This window comes from Frankia sp. CcMO1 (assembly GCF_977945845.1).
Map to the genome: position 1 here is coordinate 1 of NZ_CDWTMG010000097.1, position 16,079 is coordinate 16,079.

Consider the following 16,079-nt stretch of genomic DNA (forward strand, 5'->3'; position numbering starts at 1 on the left):
TGCGGCGTCGCTTACGGATGTAGCGGTACGTGTTTACCCAGTCGAAGACCCGCACCACGATGAGGGCACCGCCTGCCAATGCGATGAGGTAAGTCCACGACAAGCTGTCGAATGCCACCCTGGCGAGGAGGACGAGGAGGGCGGTGCCCAAGAGATAGCCCAACTCGATCCTGATCTGCCGCCCCCAATTGATCATGGGCGTTGACAGATCGGTGGATGCCGTCACGAATGTCTCCTTCTGGTCAGGAAGTGCATGTCACCCGATATGCATCATACGCGGAGATGAGGGCAACCGCGGTGCTCGCTGGGAGCCGAAGCCCCAAGCACTTCTTCTCCTTGATCCCGGCGTTGACGTTGTTCTTGACGTCTTGAGCGCCCAGGTACACGAAGAAGCTGCATACCGCCTTGGCGGCCACGTTGGGAATCAGACCGCAGACTACGAGGCCAACATCCTTGCCTGTGTCGATGTTGTTCTTGATCTTCCAGGTCTCGGTCCAGGTGAAGTGGATCCGGAACACAGGGATCAAGTTGTAGAACCCGGCCGTGACCGTCGGGTCGGCGACCACGGGGAACACGGCCTTGGTCGTGTCGACCTGCTGGACGATCTTGTTGTCCTCGATGACGTACCGGGTGGACAGCTTGGCCCCGGTGGCGTCCTTCGCCCACGGTGCCGCGATCACCTTGACGATCTGGTCCTTTTCGTTGAGGACGACCAGGCCGCCACGGCCGGCCTCTTCGTAGTGCTGCCCTGCTTCGAGGATGCCCCCGAACGTTGCTTCGGACTGGCCGTGCTTGAGGACGGCGAAGACGGAGACGTTGCCGTCCTTGTGCTGCACGCGGGTGTCGAGCTTGTCCCCATCGTCGGCCCGGGCGGGCTGCACGTCGACACCGGCGACGGTCTTCTCCGCAGGAAGGTCCGCCGCACTGGCCCCCGTGGTGCTGGTGATGATCTTGTCGGCGACGTCCTGGCCGTCAGTGGCGGCCGAGGCGGCGCCGGCCGCGCCGAGGCTCATGCTGAGTGTCAAGGCCGCACCGAGGACGGTGACGGCCAGGCCCCGTTGGATCTTCATAGGTGTAGATTCCCCTTTCTGTACTGAGAAGTCGGTTACTTCCCGGTAGGAACGGGACGCTAGCAGTCTCTTCACCCGGTTTGCGCAATTAATATTTTTGGCCCCTTTTTGTATTAAAAGCGAGGTGTTTGTTCTCGTGAGCGTCGCGCCCTCGGCCGCACAGCTGGACGAGCTGGCGCGCGACGCGGGCCGCACGGACCGAGCCGCCATCGGCGCCCGGCTATCGGCTCGAGACCCTGGCGATGTTGTTCGGGACGCCGCGGCGATGAGTACCGCGACCTCGACGGGTCGCCGCCGACCGCACCGACGGCGGCGGGGACGTCCAGGACGCCGGAGGCGGACCCGCCTGCTCGCGCGTCACTCCGATCGCGGGTTGACCTGCGTTAGTGCCGTTTGGTTGATTACGAGTTGACATCGCGCAAACGGTTGCAGCGCACTTTTACCGAGCCGAGTGGCGACAACCTGATCGCCCACGACCACTGACCGATCAACGAAGCAATCATCGAGGGCGTGTCGGCCAAGGCCGACAGCCCCGCGCTGGGCACCCCAAGCGCTTTGGGATGCCGGGGTCCGCCTTGCCCGAAAGGGCAACAAATGGTTGCCCGTTTTGTCGATGTATTTACCGAACCCCTTGTTACCGGCCGTTAACGAGCGCATCATCGCTGTACCCGCTCCCACAGGGTCCCCGATCCTCCGGGAGGCCACCGACTCCGGCCCCCGCCCTCAACGGTGCGGGCGTGGGGCCGGTCGGGGTGAGAGCGGTCGGGCAGTGACTGCTGGCCGGGTCCGGCCTCCGGCTTGCGGGCCTCCGGACTCCGATGGCGGCCGTGCGGGGGCGGCCGCCACCGGAGCGCCGCACCGGGCGGCTCCTCGCTACGCCGTCGCCGACCGGATCGATCTCGTACGTGACCCGGGCGAAGCCCTCGGCCGCCACCTGCGCGTCCATGAGCATGCCTTGTACCCGGCACCCGGCCGCAGTTCGCCGTCGTACTCCGTCAAACTGCGCGAGAGCCCGCGCACCGATGCAGCAGGTCCGGGGCCCTACGGCATCGCCCACCTGGGCCGCAGGACCGAGAGCCCCGGCGGGGTCTCCGGCGGCGGTAGCTTGTTCACGAACGCGTTGCGCCGCCCGGCGAAGCCGTTCCGGTCGTCGAAGATGTCCTGCGCCATCTCGGCCAGTTCCGCCGTCTCGTAGTACGACAGCGGCCGCTCGGCGTCCGGGCGCGGCCCGGCTCCGTGGCCGGTACGCAGGTGACCGAGCCGGGCGTAGTCCGCGGCCCGCCCCGCGAGGTCGTCGAGCCAGGCCGTGAATTCCGCGGGTTCACGGGGGCCGACGACGTCGACCAGGCCGATCGACAGCGCCTGCCCCGCGTCCAGCGGCAACCGCCGGCTCAGCAGCCGCGACGCCCAGCCGGAGCCCACCCGCCGCGGCAACGTCAGCGTGTGCAGTTCCGAGCCGAACAGACCCATGTCGTAGTACGGGTTCAGCACGATGCCCGCGCGCGCCACCACGAGGTCCGCACCCAGCGCGAGCATCGCGCCGCCGGCGCCCGCACTTCCGGTGAACGCCGCGATCACGGTCTGGCGCGACCTCGCGCACACCTGGCGGCAGACGGCGTTGATCGCCCGGATGTTCGCCCACGCCTCCGCGGCCGGATTCACCGCTGCCTCGATCATCCCGAGGTGGATGCCGTTGCAGAACACGTCGAAGCCGCCCCGGAGCACGACGACGGACGTGTCCTGCCGCAGCGCGAACCGCACCATGGAGGCCAGGTTGCGGCATTGCCGGGCGGAGAGCGCGCCGTTGTACGGCCGGAACGTGACCGTGCCGACGGCGCCGTCCCGCCGGTACGTCAGCCACGGCAACGGCGTCGGACGCAGGTGGGGGACGCCGCGCAGCACCGAACGCAGCGCGACCGTCGCCGGCAGCTTGATCCCGCCGGGCAACCGCAGGTGGCCGATCCAGACGCCGCCCCCGCCGGAGCCCTCTGGTGACGGACCGCCGGTCCGGACGAGCACCGCGCCCTCGGCCTGCCCCAGTACGGCACCAGGTGCGGCCGCCTGCCGTCGTCCGCAGGACGCTAACGCGCCCACCGACCCCAGGGTCGCCCCGACCGTGGTGCCCGGATGTGCGTCGAAGGCGTACGCCGGGACGCCGCCCACGGTGGTCAGCACGCCTGGTGAGCCGTCGGCCGCCCGGATCCGCCGCACGATGTCCTCCGGCGGGTCGTCCCAAGAGAACGCCCGCTGCTCCTGGCGGAGCCGCGGGCGGAGCCCAGTGCCTGGGACCGCGCGTCTCGCCGCGTCGAGCGGTACCGGTTCGAAGCCCGGGTCGGCCGCCTTCTCGAGGACCTCCCCGACGCAGGCCACCGCGGCATCCGTCACCGGACCCGTGTAGAGCTCCGTCTTTCGTGGCGCCTCCGCCGGCATCGGGAACGTGGCGGTGGCCCAGACCGGACCGGCGTCCAGTTCGTCGACCGCCTGCAGCGCCGTCACCCCCCAGACGGGCACGCCGTCCGTGATGGCGTGGTCGATAGACGTCGGGCCGCGGTCGCCCACGGGTCCCGGGTGAATGATGATCGTGCGCCACGTGCGCCATACCTGCTCGGGCACACGCTCTTTCAGGAATGGACAAAGAATAAGGTCCGGGCCGAAGGCTCGCGCCGTTGCTAATGCCCCGTCCGGATCGCGGGCGAATTCCACCACCACCTCGTGACCGCCGTCCCGCAACCGGCACCAAACCCGTTGCGAGAGACCGTTGAACGACGAGACCAGCAGGAGGATTCTCATGTCACCATCCAAGGAGGGGCCAATGAACCCGCCTTACGTTTCCCCCGCCCACTGACAGACAGGTTCCTTCGTCGGGGATTTCCCCTAGGCGGATTTTACGTCGCCCTTGCCGAGGGTGCGGGACTCCTGGTTCCCCCGGTGCCACCGGTGAGAATGTCACCGCCCAATGTCGAGAAACGCTGCCGCGCAATCCGCGCCCAGTGGCGGCCAACTCGACGGTAGGAGCCTGGTGGGGCCGACCACGCCGCACCCATCGATCAGGCCCGTTCCGGTGACCAGACCCGGTGAGCCGGCGGCTCGGCGAGCTCGACGCGGTCCCGGCCCCGCCGCTTGGCCGTGTAGAGCGCCTGGTCGGCGGCCTGGAGCAGTTCGGTGGGCGTCTCCGAGCCGGTGAAGGCGGCGACCCCCGCGCTGAACGTCACGCCGATCACGTGACCGTCCGAGCGGATCTGCGTCGCCCGGGTGTCCTCGCGCAGTTCGTCGAGGCGGCGGACGGCGTCCGGACCCGCAGTCCCCGGCATGACCACCACGAACTCCTCGCCGCCGTGCCGCGCCACGATGTCGCCGTCACGCCCGTGCGCCGCGAACAACTGGGCCAGCTTGACCAGCACGGCGTCACCCACACCGTGGCCCCACCGGTCGTTGACGAGCTTGAAGTGGTCGATGTCGAGCAGCGCAAGGCTCAACGGCCGGGCGGCGGCCTTCGCCTGGACCACCTCACGCTCCAGCGCCTGCGTGAGGTACCGGCGGTTGTGCAGGCCGGTCATCGCGTCCCGGACGGCCTGCTCGGCGAGGTCCGCCCGGAGCAGCTCGATCATCTCGATCTGGTCGCGGAGCATGGAGTTGGCCTCCTCGAGACTCCGCCGCTGCCGGAGCTGCTCCGAGATGTCGCGCGCGACGAGCACCCAGCCGATGAACTCGCCGAGATGATCGTGCAGCGCGCTGGCGCGCACCTCGAGGTCCACGCCGCTGCCGGCCACGGCGACCAGCGTCTGCTCGGCCGGCGCGTTCTCGGCCGGCGCGTTCTCGGCCAGACCGAAGTCGGCGGCCAGGACGTCGCGCACGCCCAGCCCGACGAGCGACGGCGACGCGCCGCCCAGCATCCGGGTCGCGGACGGGTTGGCGTGCAGGATGCGCCCGAACCGGTCGACCACGAGCACGGCGTCCCCGATCGTCTCCATCACCTGCTGGATGCCCACCGGCACGAGTTCGACGTACATCCGGTACGTCAGGCCCCACAGGGCGATGGCCCCGGAGGCCGCGAAGCCCATCACCGTGAGGTCGACCGAGCCCCCCGGCGTGAACAGCGCGAACAGGTTCCCGACGACCGGTGGGACGGCGATCGCGAGCGTCCAGGTGTAGAGGGACCGGTACATGGCGGGCACCCAGAGCCAGGCACGCACCACGCGCAGGAACCCGACGAGGAGCAGGACGTAGCTGTAGGCCGTGTGGGCCCAGAACACCGGTCCGAACTGCGGCACGCGGACTCCCTGCACGCCGACGGAGTCCGCGTCCACGAAGACCAGGTGGTGCCAGGAGTTGGTGACGACGGCCAGCATCACCAGGGCTGGCTCGACGGACAGCAGCAGCGCAGCCCGCGGGGTGACCCGGTAGGCCCGGTCCGCGATCGCGGTGAGGAAGCAGTAGGAGGCCGCGATCGTCACCAGCGCGCCGGGGAAGAAGGTCAGCCCGACGACCATGAACCGATCCGGCGCGTCGTCGGACAGGACCGCCGCCGCCTCGCCGAGCGCCCACTCGGTCGCACCGGCCGCCCCCACCGCGAGCAGGCGCGCCGCGGGCGTGACGTGACGGCGCCGCCAGGACTGGACCAGGACGACGACGCCCGCGGCCGCGGTGCACCCGAACGCGAGGGCGAGCACCTGCGACCACATCGGTCGGGGCCTCCTCTCGCGACCTTCGGCGGCGCGGCGCCACACAGTCGCCGGGAGCGGCTCGGCGCCCGGGCCCCTGGGACCGGGCGCCGCCGCCCTGCTCGCTTCGCCCCGGAATGCTGGGACGAATAGGCAGAGTGGCACGGGACACAGCCGTCACACAACGCCACGGCTGCCCTGTGACCAGTCACGACGGACGAATCCGCGCGAGGCCTCTTATCCAGACGGAAATATACAAAACAGCCTGGGCGAGGGCAGATCACCCGGCGGGGCGCTGCGACCCCCGGGACCTGGCTCCCACCGACCTGCCGGCGGCGGTCAGGTCCAGGTGACGCATCCGAGCCTCTTCGTCTACGCGGTGAACCGACGGAGCCGGCCGATCCGGGTGTCCGTCTCGGTCAGCCCGCTCAAGCAGGGGGCGCAGAAGATCTCCGGGGCACTGATCGTGATGAGCGTGGTGGGCTGAAGCGCTCCGCCTTCACGCCATCGATCTTGAGCCGGTCCGCCGGGGACTGCCGCCGTTCCAGCCGCCCGCCATTGGCCACGAACAGCTGCGCCACCTCGCGCAGCTTCGTGTTGCGCACGTTGCTCATCCGCACGAGGACCCCGAACGCCTCCTCGGAGTCGCACCCCCGGGCCAGCATGATCATGCCCTTGGCCTGCTCGATCACGCCGCGGTACCGCAGCGCCTCCTGGAGCTGGTCGCGGACCCGCGCGATCTCGGCCACGACCCGGGTGTCCCGCACCAAGGACTCGGCCGCGACGACGAAGGGGCGCCCGAGCTCGGCGACCACCTCGCCCCGCACGGCACCCGGCGGCCGCGCATAGAGCGTGAGGACGCCGGCGGCGGCCCCGTCCAGCTCGAGCGGGAAGGCACGGCAGCTGCGGACCGGGTACGAATCGGGGTCGCGACCCGGCGGGCCCAACCGCGGGTCATCGGCGAGGTCGCCGCTGCCGGTGGCCCGGATCCCCCGGAACGCGTCGAAGGCCGGGCCTGCGCCCGCCAGGTGCTGCACGCCGTCACCGGACTGAGCCAGCGAGGACGACGTCGCCACCAGTGCGGGCGCGGCGGGTTCGCCCACGAGGACGGACGCCGCCTCCACCCCGGGGACGGCGCTGCTCGCCAGCTCCGTGAGGCGGCGCAACTGGCCACGCAGGTCGCCGTTCCCGACCCCGAGGCGGCACAGCTCGGTCAGGGCCGCCCGGTAGCCGGCGTCGTCGGCACCCGGATCGGGAGGCGCCGGCTTGATCAGCCAGCGGATCACCGCGGCCCGGTCGTCGCCCGTGGCGGCAGCGGGGACGAGGGTCACCTGGCAGGGGACCTCACCGCCGCCGCGCGGGACGATGCTCAAGCGTCCCTCGATCGCGTCACCGCCGCGGACGGCCTCGCCGAGGAGGTCGCGGCCGCAACGACGTGCCTCACCGGCCATGAAACTGAAGACGGGCTTGCGACGCGCCTGTGGAGCGTTCAGGCGGAGCAGGTCCGCGGCGGCCGTGTTCGCCTCCAGGACTGCACCGTCGGCGTTCGTCGTGAGCAGCGGAACCGGCGGCACACCGGTCGGCTCCGCGACGCCGGTGTCGCCGCCGTCCAGATCCGCCGTGGCGAGGTGGATAGCGGTGACGGTCTCGCGGACGGCGTCGACACAATTCGTGAATGCCCGGGGCAGATCCGATACGGAAGGTCGCCCGGACTCGGGTTCCGACATATGACGCGACCTCCCTCTCTGGGGCCTGACCTGCCGGACACCGCGCGCGGCTTCACGGAGTGCTGACCGAGGGGCGTACGGCGAGAGACGCCACAGTGACTACGGGTCAAGCATCCTCCCTTTCCCGGCCGGACGCTGCCCGTCGGGCCCCTCGATCGGGATCGAATACGTGGCCCGATGCCGCGCGGCACGTCCGCAGTCCCTCCACCCCCAGCAGACCCAGCCTCTGCCGTCCCGCGCATCCGGTAGTCTCGACGTCGGCCCGGGCGGCCAAGTCCAGTGCTGCGACCGGTGCCTGCGGGCCTGGGTGCCTCCAGCACCGCCTGCGGAGCCAGGAGCCCGCCGTTGCCACGTGACGACGAACCCAGCCCCGTTCCCGTCCCCGACGTCCCGTTCCCGCGGCTGCCCGGCCTCGGCTCGGCCGCCGTCACGAGCCTGCCGCAACTGCTCGAGTCCGTCGCCGGCCTGGCCGTCGACGCGGTCCGCGGCGCGGATCGAGCCGTGACCTGCGTCCTCCAGGACAACGCACCGGCGACGTTCGCGGCGTCGCAGCGGATGGTCGCGATGCTGGACGCCGCCCAGTACGTCACCGCGGAAGGACCCTGCTTCCAGGCGCTCTGTTCGCGCCGGACGGTGATGTCGCTCGACGTCACCGGAGCACCGGCCCCGGACGTCCGAACGAAGGGTTAGCTCGCGTACGCGGGGTGATTCGAGCAGGATTCCCGCCGAATCACCCCGCTTACACGAGCTAACCCTGCTCAACCAGGCCCAGGTCCGCTGGGGTTCCCCAGGCCTGCACCCGGCCGTCCGCCAACACCAGCACGCGGTCGGCGAACCTCGCCAGCTCCAGGTCGTGACTGATCATGATGACCGTCCGGCGTCCGGCCTGCTCGCGCACCGTGCGCATCAGGGCCTGGGCGTTCTCGCGGTCCAGCCCGGTCGTCGGCTCGTCCAGGACGAGCACCGGGCTGCCCCGCAGCAGGGCGCGCGCGAGCGCGATCCGCTGCCGCTGCCCGCCGGACAGCATCCGCCCCCGCTGACCGACGCGGGTGCGCCAGCTGTCGGGCAACCGGCCGATGAACGTCTCCGCGGCCGCGGCCCGGGCGGCGGCGCGCGCTGCCTCCGGCGAGGCATCGGGGACGCCGTACATCACGTTGGCCTCCACCGAGCTGTCGATCATCATCGGCTCCTGGGGCAGCAGGGTCACCGCCTGCCGCAAGGCGGCAAGGCTGTACTGCCGCAGGTCCGTGCCGTCCAGCAGGATCCGGCCCGCCGCCGGGTCCCGGAACCGGACCAGCGTCGAGGCCAGGGTGGACTTTCCGGCGCCGCTGGGGCCGGTGACGAACAGCAGCTCGCCGGCGGCGACGTCGAAGCTGACGTCGCGGAGCATCATGCGGTGGCCGCTGCCGACGGTCACGCCCTCCACCCGGAGCCCACCGCGCGGGGCGACCAGCCGCCCGCCGGGAGGGTCGCTCACCACGGGGGCCAGATCGAACACCTGGACCAGGCGCAGCGCGGCGCTGCCGGCGGCGGACGCCGACATCCCCATCTGGCCGAGCGCCGTCAGCGGCGGGTAGAGGAAGCCGAGGTACGTGACGAAGGCGAGCATGCCGCCGACCGTGAGCCGGCCGGTGGCGATGTCGTATACCCCGACGCCCATCACGCTGAGCAGCGCGGCAGTCTGGAGGAGTTCCATGACCGGCCCGTGGGTGGAGTCGAGCATGCGCTCCCGCAGCCGTGCCCGCACCAGCCACCGCCCGGCCTGATCCAGGCGCCCGCCCTCGATCCGCTGTGCGTTGTACGCCTGAACCAGCGCGAGGTTCGCCAGGCTCTCCTCGAGCGTCGCGGTCAGCCGGCCGTGCGCCACCCGCTCGTCGAGGGACACCTCCTTGGACCGGGCCGACAGGCGCCGGTTGACCATCCAGATCAGCGGTGCGCCCGCCAGCACCACGAGGGTGAGGTCCCATCGCAGCCAGACCGCGGCCACGACGAACACGACCGCCGTCACCGTATTGGCGATCGCGTCGACCACACCCGTGACGACCAGGTGCTCGACGTCGTCGACGTCGTCCGTCAGCCGCGAGAGCAGGTCGCCGAGGTCCTGGTCGTTGAGCGCGTGCGGCGGGACGGTCAGCAGGTGCGAGTGCGCCTTCGCGCGCAGCCGCAGGCTGAAGAACTCCGCCGAGACGGCGGTCAGCATCGAGGCCGCGAACGTCACCGCCGCGGCCGCGAGCGCGACCCCCGCCCAGACGAACGCGGGCCCCCAGAAGGCGCCGAGGTCGCCGGCGCTCAGCGCGTCGTCGACGACGCTGGACAACATGTCGATCATCACGGCGTCCGCGATCGCCGCGATGATGTACCCCACCACGGCCGCGATCATCGGCCACCGCATGCCCTCCGTGAGCGGCCAGAACCTCGCCAGCGCCGCCCGCCACGGCAGGCCGGGCGGATCATCGAGCTCGGCGGTCTCGGGGGTTCCGACGGCCTCCCGCTCCATCACGCCTTCCGCACCCATCTCCACACCCTCCGGTCAGGGAAGGGGCCGGTGAGCGCCTCCGCTCACCGGCCCCTTGTCCATCGACGAGACGCGCGCGTCAGCCGCGCTTCGGCAGCTTCGGCTTCGGAGTCCTCTTCTTGGGACGGCGCGGCGTGGGCTGAACGGGGAGGATGCTCGGCATTGTGGGCCTCCTTCTCGTGGTCGACCGGAACGGTCGATCCGTTTTCGGTTGTGCCGGTTAATTCCGACATCACCTAAGGTGGAGGGGTTTCCTGACAAAGCCCCGGGAGCGTCCTGCGCAACGCCTGCCAGACAGCTATGCATTCGCTGTCCACGGGTACGTCCGGATCCACGGACAGCCCTGCTGACCTGCGAGAAAACGAACCACATCGGTAACTCGTCACGCATTGGACGCTTCCGCCCCAATGGCTCCGATGCGAGTTGGACATCACTCATTGATGTATGTACATTCACACTCCGTAGATCGGCGCCTATTGGAGTCCTGCGGTTATCGCGGCTTGGCGGCGACATTCCGGCCGCGACCGGTGGCTGAGTATTTCCATGGCACCCGCGACCTTTCTTTCGGAAAGGACCGACCATGCCCGCGCACCTGACGAAACGGCAGGTTCTGCTGGCGGGCGCCTCGGGTGTCGTGGGTCAGGAGCTCCTCCGCCAGCTCGCGGCGGATCCCACGATCGAGCCACTGTGCCTCGGCCACGGACCCCTGCCCGGGGACGGGATCGTCGCCACCCTCCCCGGGGACGCCTCCCGGCCCCAACTGGGCCTGTCCACTGCCGCCTACCTCGATCTCGTCCACGGCATCGACGAGGTGGTGAACGTCGCCCCGGTCGCGGCACCGGGCGCCACGTCGGCGCCGTCCCGCCCGGCCGACGTCGACGGCACCCCCCGGCTGGTCAAGCTGGCCGCCCACGCCGGCGTCCCCTACTACCAGGTGAGCTCGGCGTGCCTTGGCCTGCCCGCCGACGGCCCTCTCGCCGAGTGCGCCGCCAGGTACACGAGCCAGGCCCTGGAGGCTGAGGACGCCATCCGTGAGGCCGGCATCCCGCACGCGGTCCTGCGCCCCTCGATCGTCGTGGGTCACTCGCGGACCGGCGCGATCTCCGCGTTCGGCGGGTTCTACCAGATGGCCGCGCGGTTCCTCCGCGGCCGGCTGCCCGTGATCCCGTTCCCGCCGGACGCCGCCGTCGACCTCGTGCCGGTGGACTACGTCGCATCCGCGGTGGCCGCGACGGTGCGAGCGCGAGCGGTCGGCTCCGAGTACTGGATCACCTGCGGCCCGGCGGCCCTGACGCTCGCCGACGTCGTCGACATCGCCCTGGAGGTGGCGGACGAGTTCGGCTACGCGGCCGACCTGCCCACCCTGCTGTGGGGCCCGGCGCTCGAACAGGCCTGGGCCAGCGTCACCGACGAATCCGCCCGCGCGGAGCTTGCCGGTCAGGTCGCGTACTTCGCGGCGACCATCCCGGCCGACGGGCCGCTGCCGACGTCACACCCCGAACTGGCGGCCCTCGGCGTGGGGACGCCGCCCGACGCAGCCGAGATCGCCAGGCGCAGCCTGCGCTACTGGGCCCGGCGCGACACCGCGTCCTGGCCCGAGCCCAGCTTCGCCTGAACTGATCCACCTTCCGCCGACTGAGTCGTGTTTCGACCCCTTTTCGGGGTCTCAACGCGACTCAGTCGTGTGCGGACCCGGGAACCGGGTCCAGGCGCGACTCAGTCGTGTGCGGACCCGGGAACCGGGTCCAGGCGCGACTCAGTCGGTTGATTGCTTTGGAGGACCGCTCCCCGCGATCGCCTCCCCCGGACGGCGGGCACCCGTCCGGACGACCACTCGTCACTCGACGCCTCATGACCTCGCCACGTGCGCCGACGGGCTTGACGTGCGGGTGCCGGGCCGACCCCCCCGACGGCCAGGCACCCGCACCCCCCATCCCCGTCGAAGGGTCGCTGCGTGCCCCGCAAGCTGTTCGCGCCGATCGTCCGCTCGCTGGTCGGCGGCTCCGTTGCCGCCGCGGCAGTCGCCGTGATCGCCGTCCCCGCCGTGGCGGCCGGGGCGCCCACCTCGGCTGCGTCCGCAAGCTCGACAGGCCCAGCGACCACCTCGGCGTTGACAGCCCGGCCCACCCTCGGCTGGCCCAGCGGCGTCTTCATCCCCGGCGACAACGCGGCGGCCGTGACGTCGTTCGGCTCGTGGCGCGGCGCCCGCACGGACGTCGTCGTCACCTGGCCTGCCCGCAGCACCTGGCGCGAGGTCACGAACTCCACCTGGCTCTACGACCGCTGGAAGCGGTCGTCGCAGACCGTCGTGCTCGGCCTGCCGCCGTTCCCCGAAAAGGCCGGGACGTCACTGCGCGCCTGCGCCGCGGGCGCGTACAACGGCTGGTGGCGGAGGTTCGGCACCCGGATCCGGGCGGCGGGCATGTCGGGCCGCACGATCGTGCGCCTCGGCTGGGAGTTCAACGGGAACTGGTACGCGTGGTCGGCCCGGAGCCCCGAGACCTTCGCCGCCTGCTGGCGTCAGGTGCAGCGTTCCGCCGAGCGGACCGCCCCGGCGCTGCGCTGGGACTGGAACGTGAACCGAGGCCGCTCGCCGCTCGGCATCGACACGCGGCGCGCGTACCCCGGCGACCGATACGTCGACATCGTCGGCGTCGACTCGTACGACGGCTGGCCGGGCGTGCGCACCGAGGCGGACTGGAACGCGCACTACAACGGGGCGTTCGGTCTGAGGTTCTGGGCCGGGTTCGCCCGCGGCCACGGCAAGAAGCTCAGCGTCCCGGAGTGGGGCGTCTACCCGGGAACCGCGTGGGCGGGCCACAACGGCGGCGACAACCCCCTGTACGTCAAGAAGATGTTCGGCTTCTTCCGGCAGCAGGCGAAGAACCTGGCGTACGAGGCCTACTTCAACGAGCCCGCGCCCTACTACGCCGGCGCGCTCTCCCTCAACCCGCGGGCGGCGGCCGAGTACCGCCGCCAGGTCCGGCTCACGGTGGCGACCAGGACGGCGCCGTCCCGGCCCCCGGTGTCGCGCGTCTGAGAGCCTGAATTCCAGGACAGGCTCTGACACAGGGCCTGGCGGAACTCAGCCCCCTACGCGGGACACGGGCAAGGATAGGTATTTCTCCCGGTCCCCCCGGTGCCGCCGCGAGGCAGAGTCAAGTCATGCCGATCTCCCCCATCGGGAGCGGCCGGTCGCCCGCCTCGAGACAAGCGGGCGGGCGACCGCTCGGTTTGCCAGCCCCCTCGCACTGGCGAACCGAGCACCGCGGGCCGGCCCGCCAACACGTGTGCCCATCCCACCCCTGCCCATCCCGTTACAGATCCCGCTGCCGCCCGGTCGCCCATGCGGCGATCTGGGCCCTGGAGGTGAAGCCCAGCTTCGTCAGTGTGTTCTCCACATGACCCTCCGCGGTCCTCTGGGAGATGACGAGAGTCGCCGCAATCTCCTTGTTGCTCCGTCCCTCGGCAATGAGTTCGGCGACCTGCTGCTCCCGGGGCGTCAGTGGCGTCGGAGAGTTCCGGGCCGACGCCACTGACGCCACCGCGGAGGAGGACGCCGTCGGGGACGATCCCGACGGCGTCGCCGATCCGGATCCCGTCGTCGGTGCCGTCGCAGTTCGTTCCCGCAGCGCGACGGCGATCATGGCATTGTGCGTGAGGCCCTGCCCCTGCCGGCAGGCCGCGTCGAACGCCGCCGCGCCCATGGCCTCTCGCGTCCGGACGGCGCATGCCTCGTGGTGGTCAGCCATGTGCCGGAGCGTGGCGACGGATTGGCGGAGTTGGGTGCGCAGGGCTTCACACGCGCCCAGCAACGTGGCGGCGCGCTTGAATTCGCGCCTCGCGGCCGCCACCCAGGCGAGGATCTCGAGGTTCAATCGCAGCACCATCAGGTCCCATGAACCCGACGCAGAACCCGACGCGCCGGACCCGCCCTGTTCCCGGATGAGCCGGAGACTCGCCGAAGCCTCCTCGGCGGCGTCCGCGAGATCGCGCCGACCCCACGCGGCCAGCGCGCACGCCATGTGAGATCTCGAACGGTAGTAGCGGTCGCCATCGCGCCCGCAGATCGCGTCGACGTCCTGGCGGCAGGCCTCCGCCCGGTCGCGGTCCCCGGCGAGCCCGGCCATCAACGACAGTGCGGTCAGCACGGTCAGCCGCAGTTCCTGCCCCGGGTCCGGCACCGACGCGAGCATCGTCAGCGCCCGTTCCTCGAGCTCTGTCGCGGCGACCAGGTTGCCGTCGCCCAGCGCGATGAGGCCCGACATGTGGGCGGCGTAGGCCAGCTCGGCCGGTGCATCCAGCCGCCGGGCCAGATCTTCCCCCTCACGCTGCAACCGCGCCGCCGCGGCCAGGTCGCCGATCCCGAACGCCAGGTGCGCCGCCCGGATGAGCGCCTTGGCGCGCACCGCCGTCGGTGCGGTCACCCGCGCGAGGGCAAGATCCAGCCAGTTCAGCGCGTCGGGCAGCATGCCCATGGCCTGGCAGTACACGACCGGGAGCGCGAGGACGACGCGCACGGCGTGCTCGGCCTCGTGCGGCTCGGCGAGACTGAACTTGATCGCGGCCCGGAGGTTGGCGGACTCACGGGAGAGGCGCGCCACGGCGTCGGCCTGATGCGGGCCGAGCCAGTCGTCACGGGCCCGCGCCGTGAAGCGCTCGTACCAGTCGCGGTGCCTGCGCCGCAGAACTGCCTGCTCCCCCGCTTCCCGCAGCCGGGCCTGCCCGTACTCCTGGATGAGATCCAGCATCCGGTAGCGCACGACCTGCCCGTGGTCGTGACGGACCAGGATCGACTTGTCGACCAAGGTGGTGACCAAGTCGAGCAGGTCCGACTCGGGCAGGGCCTCGTCGGCGCAGACGCCCTCGACGGCGTCCAGCTCGAACCCGCCGACGAACACCGTCAGCCGCGCCCACAGCACGCGCTCGGGCTCGGTGCACAGGTCGTAGGACCAGTCGATGCAGGCCCGCAGCGTCTGCTGCCGGACAGGGGCGCTCCGGCTACCCCCGCTCAGCAGCGTGAGCCGCCCCGCCATCTGGTCGTCCAACCGGTCGAGGATCTGCTGCGGTGCCAGCACCCGCACGCGCGCGGCGGCCAGCTCGATCGCGAGGGGCAGCCCGTCCAGCCGGCGGCAGATCCCGGCCACCGGCCCGGCCGTCGTCCCGTCGAGGGCGAACGTGGGCAGCACGGACCCCGCCCGCGCCGTGAACAGTGCCACGGCGTCGTTCCGGCCCAGTTCGGCGGTGTTCGCCTCGGCTCCCTCCCCCGGAACGGGCAACGGCGCCACCGGGATGATCACCTCCCCGCCCACGTCGAGAGGCTGACGGCTGGTCGCGAGGATCCGCTGGTGGGCACAGGCCCGCAGCAACGCGCCCACGAGCACCGCGCAGCCCGGGAGCAGACGCTCGCAGTTGTCCAGCAGGAGGAGCAGGCGCCGCTTCTCGATGTGCGCCGTCAGCACCTCCAACGGCATCTGCCCGGACCGGTCACGCACTCCCAGGACGGCCGCGATCTGCCGTGCCGCCGTGGACGGGTCCTGCGACGAGAGCGCCTGCCATTCGTCGGTGGCGCGGACCTCGGTGAGGTCCACGACCCATACGCCGTCAGGGAACGCACGCCGCACGCACGTCGCGACGTGCCTCGCCAGCCGGGACTTTCCCACCCCCCCGCCGCCGGTCAGCGTCACCAGTCGCGACGACGACAACAGGCGCCGGACGTGGGCGACGTCGTCCCGGCGCCCGACGAAGCTCGTCAGGTCGAGAGGGACGGACCCCGCCGCCTCATGTACCGGCGTCCCGTGCCGCGCATCCGGTTGGGCTCGGCCATCCGGCGCGGCCGCCGGCTCCAGGTCCCTATCCCCCAACCGGACGACGTGCCGGGACACATCGCCCACAACGCCGGCCCGGGACTCCCCCACGGCATTCTCCCGATTTCTACAGGTGCGCGACGGTAGCCAGGCGAGCTGCGCTACCAGTTGTTCAGCCTACGGCCACGCATTGTGCAAAGTCGTGCACGATACGAAACACCTTGGACTCGGGCTGCGCATATGTTCCAGAGCATGGCGACAGCGGCCAATCGGGCATCACGGATGGGAGATTCGCTCAG

10 protein-coding genes are annotated in these 16,079 nt (G+C 71.1%); 3 read left to right on the forward strand and 7 right to left on the reverse strand.

The features are described 5' to 3' along the window. The 5 genes from AC08OU_RS13280 to AC08OU_RS13300 form a co-directional block, all read right to left on the reverse strand. Positions 1–226: hypothetical protein (locus tag AC08OU_RS13280; protein ID WP_476605011.1), on the reverse strand; the 226-nt coding region annotated here is incomplete at its 3' end. 16 nt (positions 227–242) lie between these two features. Continuing rightward, the gene (locus AC08OU_RS13285) at positions 243–1,070 is read right to left on the reverse strand and encodes a hypothetical protein (protein ID WP_476605012.1); all 828 of its coding nucleotides are present in this window, start codon (positions 1,068–1,070) and stop codon (positions 243–245) included. A 1,041-nt stretch (positions 1,071–2,111) separates the two neighbouring features. Beyond that, the gene (locus tag AC08OU_RS13290; protein WP_476605013.1) at positions 2,112–3,860 is read right to left on the reverse strand and encodes an enoyl-CoA hydratase-related protein; all 1,749 of its coding nucleotides are present in this window, start codon (positions 3,858–3,860) and stop codon (positions 2,112–2,114) included. A gap of 257 nt (positions 3,861–4,117) precedes the next feature. Further along, a complete protein-coding gene (locus tag AC08OU_RS13295; RefSeq protein ID WP_476605014.1) occupies positions 4,118–5,752 on the reverse strand; it encodes a histidine kinase N-terminal 7TM domain-containing diguanylate cyclase in 1,635 nt (544 codons plus the stop codon). 407 nt (positions 5,753–6,159) lie between these two features. Further along, complete coding sequence (locus AC08OU_RS13300; RefSeq protein WP_476605015.1) at positions 6,160–7,458, reverse strand: ANTAR domain-containing protein; 1,299 nt, start codon at positions 7,456–7,458, stop codon at positions 6,160–6,162. Between the two features lie 345 nt (positions 7,459–7,803). On the opposite strand from AC08OU_RS13300, the gene AC08OU_RS13305 reads away from it, so the two are divergent. Then, entirely contained in the window at positions 7,804–8,148 is a 345-nt protein-coding gene (locus AC08OU_RS13305) for a hypothetical protein (RefSeq protein ID WP_476605016.1), read from the forward strand. A gap of 58 nt (positions 8,149–8,206) precedes the next feature. On the opposite strand, the gene AC08OU_RS13310 is transcribed toward AC08OU_RS13305, so the two are convergent. Next, on the reverse strand, positions 8,207–9,973 hold the full coding sequence (locus AC08OU_RS13310) for an ABC transporter ATP-binding protein (RefSeq protein ID WP_476605017.1): 1,767 nt from the start codon (positions 9,971–9,973) through the stop codon (positions 8,207–8,209). A 580-nt stretch (positions 9,974–10,553) separates the two neighbouring features. Between AC08OU_RS13310 and AC08OU_RS13315 the strand changes: the two genes are divergently transcribed. Further along, entirely contained in the window at positions 10,554–11,588 is a 1,035-nt protein-coding gene (locus AC08OU_RS13315; protein ID WP_476605018.1) for an SDR family oxidoreductase, read from the forward strand. A gap of 339 nt (positions 11,589–11,927) precedes the next feature. Then, positions 11,928–13,013 (forward strand): glycoside hydrolase family 26 protein, encoded by a 1,086-nt coding sequence (locus AC08OU_RS13320; RefSeq protein ID WP_476605019.1) that lies wholly within the window; start codon positions 11,928–11,930, stop codon positions 13,011–13,013. 277 nt (positions 13,014–13,290) lie between these two features. Here AC08OU_RS13320 and AC08OU_RS13325 read toward each other — a convergent pair whose 3' ends face one another. Then, positions 13,291–15,891: a LuxR C-terminal-related transcriptional regulator gene (locus AC08OU_RS13325; RefSeq protein ID WP_476605020.1), complete on the reverse strand. Its 2,601-nt coding sequence runs from the start codon at positions 15,889–15,891 to the stop codon at positions 13,291–13,293. Between the last annotated feature and the right edge of the window lie 188 nt (positions 15,892–16,079).

Coding starts and splice junctions, on each gene's coding strand:
- AC08OU_RS13310 (WP_476605017.1), bottom strand. CDS start 9,973: ATGGGTGCGGAAGGCGTGATGGAGCGGGAGGCCGTCGGAACCCCCGAG.
- AC08OU_RS13300 (WP_476605015.1), bottom strand. CDS start 7,458: ATGTCGGAACCCGAGTCCGGGCGACCTTCCGTATCGGATCTGCCCCGG.
- AC08OU_RS13290 (WP_476605013.1), bottom strand. CDS start 3,860: ATGAGAATCCTCCTGCTGGTCTCGTCGTTCAACGGTCTCTCGCAACGG.
- AC08OU_RS13285 (WP_476605012.1), bottom strand. CDS start 1,070: ATGAAGATCCAACGGGGCCTGGCCGTCACCGTCCTCGGTGCGGCCTTG.
- AC08OU_RS13295 (WP_476605014.1), bottom strand. CDS start 5,752: ATGTGGTCGCAGGTGCTCGCCCTCGCGTTCGGGTGCACCGCGGCCGCG.
- AC08OU_RS13315 (WP_476605018.1), top strand. CDS start 10,554: ATGCCCGCGCACCTGACGAAACGGCAGGTTCTGCTGGCGGGCGCCTCG.